Below are 13925 nucleotides of genomic sequence, written 5' to 3'. Positions count from 1 at the left end.
TTATTTCTTAAGAGCTGCAATCTCACTATTTACGATGTCGCACATTTTAGAGTAATTCTCATCCAGCGATTGCAATAGTTTATATTGACCTCGGGCACGAACCAGATTATGCATTTCATTTTTCACCTTGTAGTAATTATCACCGTCAATATAATCCATCAAGAAACGAAGCACCTGCTCAAATGTAATATACTTGGCTGAGAAGGCTACATTCTCTATTTCTGCCGGAGTGAGAAACCCGACAGTTTCTGCCAGATATCCTTTCGTATAGGCTTCAAAAATAGCCATATCCACGTATACCTTGCTTAAGTCTTCTTCGTCTTCAAAGCCTGCAGCATTGGTATAGGAGCGTATTGCATCTCCATAATCGTTCAGACAGATACTATTAAGTACCGTATCCAGATCGATGACACACAAAACCTTTTCGTTTTTATCGAACAGTATATTGCTGATCTTAGTATCGTTATGGGTTACACGGGTAGGTAGTTCGCCCGATTCGGCTTTTGCCCAAAAGGCAAGCATTTCATCGCGACGGCTTTCTATCCAATCGACCTCTTTTTGCACCTGAGCTTTACGTCCTACGGGATCTTTAGCAATTATTTCATCCCATTGTTTAAAACGGAAACGCATATTATGGAAGCCGGGAAGAATATCGGTCAAAGGTTCTTTCATATCCGAAAGCATGGCCTGAAATTTACCGATACCACGTCCGCCCTGTTCCGCTAAAATCGTAGAATCGGCTTTTTGATAGGTGATTGTATCTTCTATAAAAAGACAAGCTGCCCAATATTCGCCCTGCTCGTCTTCGTAATACAGTTTACCGTCTTTGGTAAGAGTTACCGTTAGAGCCTCACGCAACGGATCGCCTCCCTGAGCTGTAATTTTCTTCTTGAGATGGGTCGTTACCTTGTGGATATTCTCCATCATGGCAGGCACATTCTGAAAGATATTCTTGTTTTTGCATTGTAGAATATAATTGGGACTCGATCCTTCGGTTTCCACAAAGAAGGTATCATTGATAAGACCTTCGCCCAGAGAACGTATTTCTTTTACGATTCCTTCGAAAGCAAATTTTTCACCAATAGCAGAAAGGGTTGTGTTCATACAAATAAGATTTTAGGTTTTAGCTTGCAGATCTTTTATTGCTTTGCCAAGATAAAGTACAAAACAATAAAGGTTCTGCTGCATTTAATTATTTCAAGCTATAAATATAGGGAATTTTTTAATGACGCATGATTACTTCATTCTGTCTTAATCGTTAAAAAAAACTTCTAACTCTTCCATTATTGCTTCAAACAGTTGGTCTGCCCACTCATTCGAAAAAGAATCTTCGATCTGTTGCTCCAGTACTGCCAAAACAGGACGGGGAGCCATCCCTTGCTTTTTGATAGTCTCGGCAATGGCATACAGGACATCGTTGGTGGCTGGTATCCCTTTGCGTTGTGCCCACTCCCTGAGGTCGGATATGGGAGGTGCTTCTCCCGAATTTGGCTTTCTGCCGTTTTCTATGTACTCAACATAATCATTGAAAAGAATCGTGATTACGGGGTTATCCGAACACTCAACAGTATATCTCACACCGTTCCTCAAGGCACTGTTCTTCAAACCGTTTTCGTCCAGTATAAGATGAGCCAGTGCCAAAACATCTTCGGCAATAGCCTTCAATACTTTTAGAGTAGCATCATTCATCGTTTAGAGGTTTTAAGATCAAAGACGGGTAGTTTATTTACAAAAGTTTCGCAAGTACCCGATGTTTTCAATTCAAAATGGTTCAGAGGTTTCGAGGTTGCAAGCTCATTTTCACTGTCGAATTGCTCTTCAATCAGACATAAGTTTTGCATGTTGCGTTGCACCAATTCTACCGTAAACCGACATCCACAAGCATTATTGTCATAGTAATTGCGAAGGGTGAGGTATGACCACGACGGTAGTATCGACACGGGTATCGTATCGTCATGCTTGATACGTTCCAGAATATTCAACCCGATAGAAAATGCCATATTCTGAAGATTGGCAACCTCTGCATCTTCTTTAGGAATAAAAAGAATCGAGAAATTCACCGTATTGGTAAATGTATTGGCATTATTGCGTCCTGTAAGAGGATCTTCGAGCCAAAAAAGAGGATGTGCTTCGTTGCCCGATCCTATTTCGTAACTGCGATTGTAATAAAATGAACGGATGGTTTTATGCTCACGTGCCTGATGGCGAAACATTTCGATAATAGTATTAATCATATCAGTAGTTTTATTGAATAGATAAATCTGACGGATATTCATTATCTTTATCAGCAAAGAAAAGATTTATACTTCTTATGAATTATCTGGCACATGCCTATTTATCGTTTAATGATCCCGAAATACTCATCGGTAATCTTATTGCCGACTGTGTAAAGGGAAAGCAGAGATACGATTTTCCCGAAAATGTACAACGGGGCATCGCCTTGCATCGAAAAATAGATGAATATACCGACAATCACCCGGTTATCAAAGAAATACAGAAGCTATACACCTTATCGGCAGGCAGATACAATGGTGTTTTTCTGGATGTAACGTTCGATCATTTTCTCGCAATAGATTCGGTGAACGAACCGCCCGAAGGCTGGCAGCAGTTCAGTGCATGGTGTTATCGTCAAATAGATGAGAGTATAAACGACACACCCGAGATATTCCGTCGTTTGTTTTCGTATATGAAAAAAGAAAACTGGCTATATAACTATCGACACAAATGGATGATGCAAAGGAGCTTCGAGCGTCTTGCTCATCGGGCTAAATTTTTACCGAACAGTGCAGATATTTATTCGGACTTCGAACAAAACTATCAGCAACTTCAAGATGGTTACGGAGAGTTCTTCCCCGAACTAAAACTGTTTGTAGAAAACGAACGCTAACCGTCTATTAAATATCACATTATCTCGAAAGAGAAAAAACGAGAAACTTTTTTATCTATCCACCGAGCAGACAAATTTTTTGAAGCACGGATACTTCCGGAGTTCTAAGGCTGTTGCTAATCATAACTGCATTTGGTGAAACCGGGCAAAATTGAGTATATCGTTGGTCTGCTTTTTATTTTTTTTATTCGAAATTATATATTGGTCGGGGTGAATTGCCATACATTCACTTTGCCTTTGTTATGTCCTTATCAAATAGAAGTTCTATCGGCGATAAATAAGCAGTAACCCACCAAATAACCCACTCGACAACCCAAATAGAAGCTTAAGAATTAAATATTTATAAAGGATAACAACTCAGTATCGAACCCGGTGAATAACCGAAAGGTAACCCACCGACAACCCAAACTTTAAGAAAGAAAAGAAAGAAGAAGAAATAATACTTCCCCCTATAGTCCCCCAAGGTGGAAGTTTTTCAACTAATTTTATCGTTACGGAAAATGCTAATCTCTTTTTCCCGATTTGTTATGCAAGCAACATTAAACCTTTTCCGAAGCAACGTGTCTATAACTGAAACCAGCAATAGTAACCTTTAACACAATCGCCCCGTATGAAAACAGATGTATACACCAAAATTGTCCTTACCGTAATCGCCATACGCTCTGCCGTGAACCTGCTAAAAGTGTTTGGAGTAAAATTAAACACCGGGTCAAATCCTTCTTCACGACGAGTTCCGGCTTCCTCCGACAATCACCCTTTGAATGTGAACATCACACACATCAACGGCTGTGCTTTGGAGGATAATTACAACGGATATGTAATTCCGGTCGAAATGATAAAGAATCGTGACAAATAAACCGATTGCCGCTTCCTCTACCAACACACTACTAACACTTTTTATTTCCTGCTGATTAAACCTTCGATAAGTTGAATAGTCTATATTTGTATACGAGCGATAGTAACCATTTAATACACATGATTATGAAAACAGGTTTATTTTCGAAACTCACCTCTGCTATAAGATCTATACCCTTCATAGCCAATTATCTGAAAAATATGGAAGCCATATATTCCGCAAGATTCAATGCGGATGTTCCTCCCACATATCCTACAGTTACAACTACCGAAAGTGTATTGTGGGAAAAGAATACTTTACATATCGACAGTTTGGCTGACGGCGATATTTACAGTAATTCCACTACTGCTTTTGAAATTACAGAAAATCAAGATAAATAATAATAACAATTAATTTTCACTGATTATGAAAACTGACTTGTATACTAAAACCGTTCTTACTGTGATTGCTGTATGCCTTACTGTAAACTTATTAAAAGAGTTTGAAATTGTACCAACTGCTAAAGCTTCTACCGCAACAGATCAAACCTCTCAACCAACAGCTATAAAAAATGAAACAGTGGATGTAAATATTTCGCAGATTGGAGGGGTGCCGATAACGAACCATAACCCTAGAAACCCAGAACACAAACCATTTCATAAGGAATTTAATCTCTATTATGAAGGAATACCTATAACAGTCATAAACAAGTAATAAAATAAAAGCTCTCGTGTTAGCCATCTTTTATCTATAATAGAAAAGATGGCTAATAATAAGAAAATTTTAAGTATTGATTTTAAAATAAATGGTGATAAACAATTAAAGGAAACAGTCAACGACCTTACTGCTTTAGATAAAACGATAATAACTGCAAAATTTCCAACTAAACTAGCTGAATCGTTTCGGAGTTTTTCTGATTTATCGGTAATCTTTACAAGCACTGCTACAAACGGTGCTTTTTTTCCTCCCCCCATTAAACCTTACAGAATCTAAATAGTCTATATTTGTATACAAATAATAGAAACCATTAACATAAAAAACTTAGATTATGAAAACTGACTTGTATACAAAAGCTATTCTTACTGTAATTGCTATTTTCTTAGGTGTATTGATATTTCAAAACACAAGTGTAATATCCACCGTACAGGCAAACACCGCTGCAACCTCACCCGCTACATTACCTACTGCTACACAAGCTGCTCCTGTGGATGTAAATATTACGCATATAGGAGGTCTAAAATTAGTAAATAATACCTATAAATCTGCTCTCAATATCGAAGATGGACTACCTGTGCAAATTCAAAAAAATAACGACAAATAAAAACAGAAATAATCTATTAGCCATCTTTTATCTATAATAGAAAAAGATGGCTAATAAAAAAATGACATATGATTTATCCATAAACGGAGTACAGCAGTCAATAAAAGACACGACTATATTAAAACAAAGCCTAAGTGCATTAGATAAAAGTATAATTACGGCAAAATTCCCATCCAAACTGATGGAATCATTTCGCAGTTTCTCTGACTTTTCTAAAAGTTTCTCTAAAGAAACTAACCACATGGAGGAAGCTATAACGAAAGTTGTACCAACTCTAAATACAGCATCGCAAAAGATAAATGATATAGCAGAATCTTATCTATCTACTTCTTTAAAAAAACAAATAGACGAAATAGAAAATCTCCTGTCCCTTGGGATTTGCAATCCCAAGTTGTTCCAAGCACTGCTTTTTTTATTACCCTCCGTTAAACCTTACATAATCTGAATAGTCTATATTTGTATACAAACAATATTAAACAATTAACAAACTTAGATTATGAAAACTGACGTGTATACTAAAATTGTTCTTACTGTAATTGCTATCTTCTTGGGTCTAAACTTTTTTAAAGAAATAGAGATTATACCAACAGTCAAAGCAAACACTACCGCAACAGCTCAAACTTCTCAACCAACAGCAATAAAAAATGAGACTGTAGATGTAAATATTTCGCATTTGGGTGGTGTGCCGATAACGAACTACCTACCCAGTTATCCAGAGACTAAAGCTATGAAAGAATTTAATCTTTTTTATTATGAAGGATTACCTGTGACTATTATGAAGAATCGCGACAAGTAAAATTCCTCTTATTCTCCATTTTATCTATAAAAGAAAAAGATGGCAAATAATAAGAAAACATTAAGTATAGATGTAAAAATAGACGGAGATAAAAAACTAAAAGAAATAGCCAAGGATTTATCTAATTTAGATAAAGCGATAATAAATAGCAAATTTTCCACGAAACTGACCGAATCGTTTCGTAGCTTTTCTGATTTATCGGAATTATTCACTAAAGATACCGATTATATGATGGAAGCTATGACACGGGTCATACCTACTGTCAATGTAGCATTACAGAAAATAAACGATATAGTAAAATCTTATCTCGGAACTTCATTAAAAGAACAGATCGCAGATATAGAAAAGCTCTCGGAAATAAAGTATAGTGAGGATATTAAATATACGGAGAAATCAAAAGCAATATACGAGAATTATTATTCGGGGCTTGAACAAACATATGCTAATGATGCTGTCCGATTACAACAAATACTATCTGAAAAAGAAAAATATCAAAAAGCATACGATGATCGAAATAATAGTATACGAGAAAAGATAAAAACCTCTTACAAGGTTGTAGAAAAAGGCAAAGATGCTGAACTCATCACCGAGCTCAAACACCTAGGTGATATAAAGAAAGACGCTAATCTGTCGGATATTGTCGCTCAAAAACAATTTATCAAAGAAGAAGAAAAGCTACAAACAGAACGGAATACACGCATCTCCGATTTAGAAACTGCTGCCATAGAACGCAATACCGAAGCCGGACGGACATTCAATTTTATAAAGCTAAAGGAGACAAAAGAAAATTACGAGCATATAAAAAATCTCCGTTTAGAAAATATTAAAGTGGCAAAAGACGAAGCCAAACGTGTTGCTGACGCTTACGACGAAATGGCAAAAGGATTCGAAAAGGGATCGACAGGTGAAGCTGTTATTCTCGAAGAAAAAAAGAATAAGTTAGCGGGCATTAACGCACAGATAATCAAAGACCAGCAAGCCGTAAACGATTCTACCAAAACTATTATTGCTGCTACACAAACGTATTACGATGAATTGGCTAAAAAGATAACCGATTTCCACACCAAATGGACAGAGGTATATGGTGCTATGGGTGGTATGGTAAAAGGATTTCTCGATTTACAAATAACGGGTTTAAAAGAAGACCAGGAAGAAACGGTCAAAGTGATTGCCGAAAAGACCAAAGCATATGAAGAACACACGGGAAAAGTAAAAAGCCTTGAAGAAGAAGCCAAAACAGCCACCGGCGGACGGGCAATTGTAGTGCAGGAACAATTGGCTCGCGAAATGGAAGCTCAGGCAGAACTGCTTAAACAGAAAAAAGAAGCCGAAACAGAAAAAGAAGAAATCGACAAACAGATTGCCCGAAAGAAAAAGCAGCAAGCTAAAATAGACAAGGTACAAGAGATTGCTAAAGCAACCGCCAATCAGGCAGCGGCAATCATCAAGGCATGGGGCATGGGACCTATCTTGGGACCTATTATGGCTGGTATTACTGCATTAGCCACAGGAATACAAATTGTCAAGATGAAACAGGAATGGGACAAACTCGAAGACGGAGGTTTGCTTCGGGGCAAGCGTCACTCACAAGGCGGAATGCGTATCGAGGGAAGCAACATCGAAGTAGAAGGCGATGAGTTTGTGGTTAACCGCGTATCGACCCGTAAGAATCTGGGCTTGATTGAGTATATCAATACGCAACGCAAGGAATTGTCTCCCGCCGACCTTACCTCCTTTTTCGCACGAAACGGTCAGGCAAGCACCGTGCAGCAGCACACCATCAAGCATATGTACGAACAGGGCGGACAGTTGACCAATCTCGAAGTCATAGACTCGGCAACGGCTCCCGACAACAATAAAATTCTGGAAGCCATTTCACGGATCAATTTTCAACCCGTAGTATCGGTTGTAGATATTGCCAATACTCAAAGCAGTATTGCACAAGTTAAAGATATTGCAGGGGCATAGCCTGCGGATATGGCTAAATGATATAGAAAAAGTGTGCCTAAGGTTTGAGTTCCTTAGGCACACTTTATTATTTAAATTCGCAGAGCTATTTGTTTTTTTTGTAAATGACTCAGTAATGGTTAGTTATATTTTAAAATATATCATTAAATATCTTTTTTTAGTTAAAGTCAAAAATCTTCAACTTTAAGCAACAGGTCTCAGGCGTATGTATTGATCCAGCCCCGTGTAGTTTCCTTCGGCAGCCCAATAGTCCTGATTACTGAGGACAGCCATATAAAGATAGTTATCGGTACTCCAATACATTTTGTCGTTACCCATCGGAATCCAATTTTTGATGTACATACCTATCATCGGGTCAATGTAACGTTTGTTGCTGACTTCATACAGGTCGATATATGCAGCTCCTTCGAACGAATCGACATCTACACTCACAATGAAACGTTCGTCAGCCGAAAGGTACGGAAAGTTAGCAAAAGTCTGTATGGTACGGCCGCCGTTCTTTTCGACCATAAAATAGTTCCAGTCTTCCCAGTAAATACCTGATATGAGGTATGCGTTGAGAGCCTTTACTTGTCCCACATAGCTGAATTCTTTGTGATGCTCGCCATCCGACAGGTTATCGGTTAGAGTTACGGCTCCATTACCGCAGGGCAAACGCAATACTCCTTTATATTTTTTAATAGATGTAGAATCGAGCGTAAAATACTCCACTGCCGAAACTCTGTTTTTGAGGAACGTATCTTTGTCGATAAGCTCTATCACAAAAAAGTCCGCCAGCTGATTGCCGCCATCATAGTCGGTATACAGGTCTTTCTCCGAGAGAACATGTTTTTTGATAAATCGTATAGCTTGTTCTTCCTCAATAACTTGTGCGGCAGTATCTACCACCATCATAGTATCAACGGGCAGATTTTCTACCTTTTGAGCATCATTGGATGGATTTTTACATCCAACCAGTACAAGCGTTACCGCAACAACTAAAACCTTAGTTTTCATAACCCCCTTTTGCAAGTTTATGTATTACTGTATAACCTAAATTATCTACTAATCTCACAGGAAAATATTGCTTTATAAAATCGGCACAAAGATAGTGAAGTTCAACGTACTTAATTCATATCCCGACAAAGATTTTCAAAGAATAAAAATTATTTATAATGAAGTGGATTTATCAATAAATATCGAATATAAAGTTCACATAACTAGTTGCTGCTTTGGTAAGCAAAACAGCAATATATAGTCACATAGTTTAAGTACTTTGTTTTTCTTATAACCACAATATAGTCATAAGAAAAACGGAGTGCTTAAACCTAATCTCATATCTATTAGCCGATATATCCCTTAACAGTCAATGCATTTATAATTACCCGGTCTATTTGACCACTGATCAGAGTATCGAGTGTGTATTTATCTATACTTCCATTAAACATCGAGGGTAGTACTTTCTGAAGTACCAACGACGGATTATTGCCTGCAAAAAGCATCTTGCCAAAGTTGCCTGCTTTACTGAAATAAAGGAAAGACATTTCGTCGCTGTCAGGAAAACTAACTCCGAAGAAGAAATAAAATCCGGTTAATGACCTCAACATTCCTCCTCCTATCTGATCCACAAAACCGGCATAGCCATATTTTGCCAATATTTCGGGCAGTGTAAGAATCACTTCTTCGTTATTGCCTCCAAATATTTCCAATAAACTATCGCCAATGGTAAATGGACCATGGTCAGATAAAAGAGTGATGAGTTCTTCGGGTACAGTTACTTCCCTTCTTTTCTCGAAATCGGCAATATAAGATGCCTGCACCTTCCCTGTCGAATGGTACGCATACGCTCTGTTATCCACAAAGCGATAGGGATAATCTTTCGAAGAGAAATAATCCTTCATTTCAACTTCGCGAAACTTTTTAAATCGGGCGATAGCCTCCTGCCATGTTTCGCTTTTGGTTCCTAAAAAAATTCTATAATCTTCCATTTCTGAAAACACTTCTGTTAGATAATAATTATAACAAACAAACTCTGTTTTTGTTAAGTGAAAAAATATTTAATGATATGGATAGGTGTTCTTTTAAATTCTTTATTGCTACTAACGCACCCTATCGGGCTTCTTTTTCATTTTGTTTCTAAACGCTTTCATTCGCTCTGTGGATAACCCCGTGCAATCGCCAAGGTGAGTAGCCTGACGGACAAGAATCGAGAATAAGTCACCCAAGCGGCGGATCGTTTTGCAAAACCTTTAGAGATTTCGGGTCTTCTTTTGTTGCTCTTCGAAGAGTAATTTCCCCCAATCGTTCAATGCCCAGAGTATATTGTTCAAAGGCTTCGCCATATCCGTCAGACTATATTCGACACGGGGAGGCAGTTCATTAAAAACCTCTCTTTTGAGTAGTCCGTCGGCTTCCATCTCTTTCAATTGCTGATTCAAGACACGCCTGTCTACCGTTCCTATCCCTTTCACAAATTCACTCGGGCGTTTCTTGCCCTGGCTCAGCTGCCAGAAGATAGGTATCTTCCACTTTCCGCTGATTGCATTTACAGCAATTTCGAGTGTACACACTTTTTCTTCTATCGCAGGTTTCTTTGTTTTCATAAAATTGACTTTTTTATCCCTATGCCATAAAAATATCCCGTATTGCAAACTCGGTTTTTAATACTGAGTTTTGCATACTTTTAATAGTTGAAATGATTTATAAGTAAAAGAAAATATTTAATGACTCATTTTAAAAGCATAACAACCTGTCGCTGTTTTGCTTGCCAAAGCAATAAATAGTTCTGTGAACTTAACATAAAATTGAAATGATAAATTTAAGCAATCTTCTCAACAATCTGAAATATCAAATATCGGCAAAGTTACCCGAACATATAAATAAAGCATTGGCGAATTCTATTGATGACCTAAGGCTTAACAAAATCGGAGAATCAGCCCTTCAAACAGGCGATACCCTACCCTCATTTGCTTTAAGCAATACACGAGGAGAAATAATCGAAGCAGATGCCATATTAAAAGATAACGACCACCTCATCATTGCATTTTTCAGAGGCAGCTGGTGTCCCTACTGCAATCTCGAAATGAAGGCTTTAGAAAAAGTATTGCCGCAAATAAGGGCAAAACAAACCTCATTAGTGACAATCTCCCCTCAGGTAGTCGAAAAAAATGCAGAAATGTCAACAGAAACACTGTTCGGTTTCGATATACTGAGTGATACAGATAACAAATATGCCAAAGAATTAGGTATTGCTTTTGATCTTCAGGATTTTGTTATACCTTACTATCGGCAATTAGGTATAAATTTATCAGAATACAATGGCAATGACGACAACAGCTTGCCTATACCTGCCGTATTTGTAATCGATAAAAACAGGACTATTATATTTTCCTGTATAGATGTCGATTATACAAAAAGGGTAAATATCGACGAACTATTAAACAGTTTATAAATTCTGCTATTCACTCAATCGGATGGAACAAAAACGAAAAGGAGCCCGGTCTTTAAAAGATCTATCCCCCGAAATACTAGACCTGCTGAACAAAGGCGAAATAGAAAGTGCCAATCTTACCGAATGGCTGGCCGTAAATCAAACCGTATTATTAGAAAACCTGCTTCGAAAAAATAACAGGCTGCATTATTTAGAACCGATACTTGCCGAAATAGGCAATCTAAAAAAGCAAACGACCAATACGCTTAACGAAACAATAGGTATCGGATTGTTAGATGTGTGCCTAAGGAATAAAGACAACCAATTTCTCCATGATATCTCTTCACACACATCCGACTCGATACGTTGCTGGATGACATACACCATCGGTCGAAATCCTCAACTGTCGTTGTCTCAGAAACTGGAAAAGATACAACCCTTTGCCGCCGACACACATTTTGGTGTAAGAGAAATTTCATGGATGACAGTACGTCCGTCCATTATCGAAAATCTCGAAGAAAGCTTACGGATATTGTCTGGATGGACTTTATCGGAAAACGAAAATATCAGGCGTTTCGCCAGTGAAGCAACCCGTCCACGAGGTGTGTGGTGTGAGCATATCGAAGCACTCAAAACAAATCCCGAATTGGCTTTGCCCATTTTAGAGCCGCTAAAAACGGACTCGTCCAAATATGTATGCGACAGTGTAGGTAATTGGCTCAACGATGCTAGTAAAAGCCAGCCTCAGTTTGTTATTGAACTTTGTTCGAAATGGGAGAAAGAAAGCCCCTCAAAAGCGACTTCATACATTGTGAAGAAGGCTCTGAGAACTTTAAATAAATAAGGCAAAAGAGATGGATTACTGAATATTTACAGTCCACCCTTTCTGAGTAGCAATAGCCGTATTGCAGCTGGCATCTCCGCCGTTATTGCTCAAATTGACAGTTCGAATACCGGATGTTGCTTCCGGCAATTGAATAAATACGGCATCGAGTGACAATGCCGACATTCGAGGATTATTTGTCAGATTGATGGTTTTCAATTCAGGGTTTTTATACAACACGATGGTCAACAAACTATCGCATGCCGAAACCGTCAGTTCTTCCAATGCAGATAAGGTACTCAGCTCTAACATCTTGACGCCTGATGTATTTATATTTACAGATTTCAGCTCTTGATTCTTACACGAAAGTGCTTTCAGATGACGGCAATCCGTCAATTGCAGTGTACGGATATTCTGGCGAACCGAATCCATAGATAGATCTAATCGGGTAATTTTTATAGCTCTTACATTAACATCATACGCACCTGCTGCGGGATATGTATACCTGAGAGGTTTTAAAGTCGAAGTACCTGTATTCGTAGAATCGCGATTTACAAATTGCCAAGGCAAACTACCGTCTCCCCAATTGACAATCATCTGACTGGCATATATTATAGGACTGAATACCAAATTTGACGAAGATCCTACCTCTACATTCATTTCTATAATCTGAGCCTCATCGTCGGGGATACTCAAAAACGGCACATTATTATCTGTTTCGCAAGATGTTAACAAACATACTGCCAATAGTAAATAAATTATTTTGTACATCTTAATCATTAATAACGTTTAATATTTACTGTTTCCTTTTCCCATGACAGCCTAAGTACAGGCATATAGTTACCAAAATAGTAAAAAAAGTCTGAGACCTTATTTTTTAAATACCAAATATACAGCAGCAATCAGAAACAAAAAAGCAAGAATATGATTCCACTTAAAGGCTTCGTTCTTAAATACAATAGTCGTGAATACCATAAAAACGGTCAAACTGACTACTTCCTGAATGATCTTTAACTGAATAAGAGAAAAAGGTCCGCCATTTTCCGCATAACCAATACGGTTGGCAGGCACTTGAAAACAGTATTCGAAAAAGGCAATTCCCCAACTAATAAGAATAATTCCCAACAGCGGTAACGAAGCAAACCACGAAAAATCTTTCATCTTAAGATGTCCATACCAAGCGATGGTCATAAAGATATTAGATGCTATAAGCAGCAGAACTGTATATACTGACGACATTGTTTTTATTGATAATACTGACTGAATAAAATATCGAAGCAAAAGTAAGTATTCAGATTCAGATGCAACAATTTTCCAGAATTAAAATTATTGGTAATAAGTATGAATATTATTATTGTGAATAGTCAGTCAATCTGCGGAAAATCACAAATCACATTACTATTACTCGTTTCTTCACTTTCGGAAAATTTAAACCGAATCGGCAAAGTATACTGAATATCAGCAGCCACTCCATTTATCTCTCCGGGAATCCATTTAGGCATTATAGAAACAACCCTTATTGCTTCTTTATCACAGCTTGGGCTTAAACCTCTTACTACGGTAATTTTATTAATATTCCCTTCTTTCGAAACAATAAACTGAACCACTACCCGACCCTCTATTTTATTTTGAAGAGCATCTTTAGGATATATTAAAAACATTTCTATAAATCTCTTCATTTCATCAGTGCCTGTTGGATAAACAGGCATTTTAACTTCACCTCTGTTTTTAGAAGGATGCTCCATTTCTTTTAGTACATCCAAGCGATAAGCTTGTGCTTGTAAATGACTTGCAGTAAGAAACAAGATGATTAATGAGAATAGTAAATATTTTAGTTTTTTCATTTCTTTCTACTAATTTAATGTTTACTAATAAATTAGAGTATA

General features: G+C 37.6%; 20 protein-coding genes. 11 read left to right on the top strand and 9 right to left on the bottom strand.

What is annotated here, in order from left to right; genetic code table 11:
* From G7051_RS12185 to G7051_RS12175, 3 genes are all read right to left on the bottom strand, one after another.
* Nucleotides 1–1104 carry a phosphotransferase enzyme family protein gene (locus G7051_RS12185; RefSeq protein WP_166200651.1) on the bottom strand — a complete coding sequence of 368 codons (1104 nt, stop codon included), beginning with the start codon at nucleotides 1102–1104 and terminating at the stop codon, nucleotides 1–3.
* Nucleotides 1105–1251: 147 nt separating this feature from the next.
* Nucleotides 1252–1689 carry a hypothetical protein gene (locus tag G7051_RS12180; RefSeq protein ID WP_166200649.1) on the bottom strand — a complete coding sequence of 146 codons (438 nt, stop codon included), beginning with the start codon at nucleotides 1687–1689 and terminating at the stop codon, nucleotides 1252–1254.
* On the bottom strand, nucleotides 1686–2234 hold the full coding sequence (locus G7051_RS12175) for a hypothetical protein (protein ID WP_166200647.1): 549 nt from the start codon (nucleotides 2232–2234) through the stop codon (nucleotides 1686–1688). Before G7051_RS12175 ends, G7051_RS12180 begins: the two co-directional genes overlap by 4 nt.
* A gap of 77 nt (nucleotides 2235–2311) precedes the next feature.
* Between G7051_RS12175 and G7051_RS12170 the strand changes: the two genes are divergently transcribed.
* From G7051_RS12170 to G7051_RS12130, 9 genes are all read left to right on the top strand, one after another.
* Nucleotides 2312–2887 (top strand): ACP phosphodiesterase, encoded by a 576-nt coding sequence (locus G7051_RS12170; RefSeq protein WP_166115627.1) that lies wholly within the window; start codon nucleotides 2312–2314, stop codon nucleotides 2885–2887.
* A 610-nt stretch (nucleotides 2888–3497) separates the two neighbouring features.
* Entirely contained in the window at nucleotides 3498–3743 is a 246-nt protein-coding gene (locus G7051_RS12165) for a hypothetical protein (RefSeq protein ID WP_166200645.1), read from the top strand.
* A gap of 125 nt (nucleotides 3744–3868) precedes the next feature.
* Nucleotides 3869–4123 (top strand): hypothetical protein, encoded by a 255-nt coding sequence (locus G7051_RS12160; protein ID WP_166200643.1) that lies wholly within the window; start codon nucleotides 3869–3871, stop codon nucleotides 4121–4123.
* Between the two features lie 25 nt (nucleotides 4124–4148).
* The gene (locus G7051_RS18140; RefSeq protein ID WP_185154987.1) at nucleotides 4149–4436 is read left to right on the top strand and encodes a hypothetical protein; all 288 of its coding nucleotides are present in this window, start codon (nucleotides 4149–4151) and stop codon (nucleotides 4434–4436) included.
* A 48-nt stretch (nucleotides 4437–4484) separates the two neighbouring features.
* Nucleotides 4485–4715, top strand: a complete 231-nt coding sequence (locus G7051_RS12150; protein ID WP_166200641.1) for an MFS transporter — start codon at nucleotides 4485–4487, stop codon at nucleotides 4713–4715.
* Between the two features lie 55 nt (nucleotides 4716–4770).
* Nucleotides 4771–5043 (top strand): hypothetical protein, encoded by a 273-nt coding sequence (locus G7051_RS12145; RefSeq protein ID WP_166200639.1) that lies wholly within the window; start codon nucleotides 4771–4773, stop codon nucleotides 5041–5043.
* Between the two features lie 46 nt (nucleotides 5044–5089).
* Nucleotides 5090–5488 carry a hypothetical protein gene (locus G7051_RS12140; RefSeq protein ID WP_166200637.1) on the top strand — a complete coding sequence of 133 codons (399 nt, stop codon included), beginning with the start codon at nucleotides 5090–5092 and terminating at the stop codon, nucleotides 5486–5488.
* 51 nt (nucleotides 5489–5539) lie between these two features.
* Nucleotides 5540–5839 carry a hypothetical protein gene (locus G7051_RS12135; protein ID WP_166200635.1) on the top strand — a complete coding sequence of 100 codons (300 nt, stop codon included), beginning with the start codon at nucleotides 5540–5542 and terminating at the stop codon, nucleotides 5837–5839.
* Nucleotides 5840–5878: 39 nt separating this feature from the next.
* Nucleotides 5879–7807, top strand: a complete 1929-nt coding sequence (locus tag G7051_RS12130) for a hypothetical protein (RefSeq protein ID WP_166200633.1) — start codon at nucleotides 5879–5881, stop codon at nucleotides 7805–7807.
* Nucleotides 7808–7990: 183 nt separating this feature from the next.
* Here the strand turns inward: G7051_RS12130 and G7051_RS12125 are convergent, their stop codons facing one another.
* The 3 genes from G7051_RS12125 to G7051_RS12115 form a co-directional block, all read right to left on the bottom strand.
* Entirely contained in the window at nucleotides 7991–8803 is an 813-nt protein-coding gene (locus G7051_RS12125; RefSeq protein WP_166200631.1) for a hypothetical protein, read from the bottom strand.
* Nucleotides 8804–9129: 326 nt separating this feature from the next.
* Nucleotides 9130–9774, bottom strand: coding sequence for a hypothetical protein (locus G7051_RS12120; RefSeq protein ID WP_166200629.1), 645 nt, complete (start codon nucleotides 9772–9774; stop codon nucleotides 9130–9132).
* A gap of 261 nt (nucleotides 9775–10035) precedes the next feature.
* Complete coding sequence (locus tag G7051_RS12115; RefSeq protein ID WP_166200627.1) at nucleotides 10036–10389, bottom strand: helix-turn-helix domain-containing protein; 354 nt, start codon at nucleotides 10387–10389, stop codon at nucleotides 10036–10038.
* A 206-nt stretch (nucleotides 10390–10595) separates the two neighbouring features.
* Here G7051_RS12115 and G7051_RS12110 point away from each other — a divergent pair, with 206 nt between their 5' ends.
* Together G7051_RS12110 and G7051_RS12105 are read left to right on the top strand one after the other, a co-directional pair.
* Nucleotides 10596–11237 carry a peroxiredoxin-like family protein gene (locus tag G7051_RS12110; RefSeq protein ID WP_166200625.1) on the top strand — a complete coding sequence of 214 codons (642 nt, stop codon included), beginning with the start codon at nucleotides 10596–10598 and terminating at the stop codon, nucleotides 11235–11237.
* 22 nt (nucleotides 11238–11259) lie between these two features.
* On the top strand, nucleotides 11260–12060 hold the full coding sequence (locus G7051_RS12105; protein ID WP_166200623.1) for a DNA alkylation repair protein: 801 nt from the start codon (nucleotides 11260–11262) through the stop codon (nucleotides 12058–12060).
* A gap of 15 nt (nucleotides 12061–12075) precedes the next feature.
* On the opposite strand, the gene G7051_RS12100 is transcribed toward G7051_RS12105, so the two are convergent.
* The 3 genes from G7051_RS12100 to G7051_RS12090 form a co-directional block, all read right to left on the bottom strand.
* Nucleotides 12076–12810 (bottom strand): hypothetical protein, encoded by a 735-nt coding sequence (locus G7051_RS12100; RefSeq protein ID WP_166200621.1) that lies wholly within the window; start codon nucleotides 12808–12810, stop codon nucleotides 12076–12078.
* Between the two features lie 99 nt (nucleotides 12811–12909).
* Nucleotides 12910–13278 carry a DMT family protein gene (locus tag G7051_RS12095; protein ID WP_166200619.1) on the bottom strand — a complete coding sequence of 123 codons (369 nt, stop codon included), beginning with the start codon at nucleotides 13276–13278 and terminating at the stop codon, nucleotides 12910–12912.
* Between the two features lie 125 nt (nucleotides 13279–13403).
* Nucleotides 13404–13883 carry an energy transducer TonB gene (locus G7051_RS12090; protein ID WP_166200617.1) on the bottom strand — a complete coding sequence of 160 codons (480 nt, stop codon included), beginning with the start codon at nucleotides 13881–13883 and terminating at the stop codon, nucleotides 13404–13406.
* Nucleotides 13884–13925 lie beyond the last annotated feature (42 nt).

The organism is Dysgonomonas sp. HDW5B, assembly GCF_011299335.1.
Taxonomy (GTDB): Bacteria; Bacteroidota; Bacteroidia; order Bacteroidales; family Dysgonomonadaceae; genus Dysgonomonas_A.
This window is presented reverse-complemented; position numbering and strand designations above follow the sequence as displayed.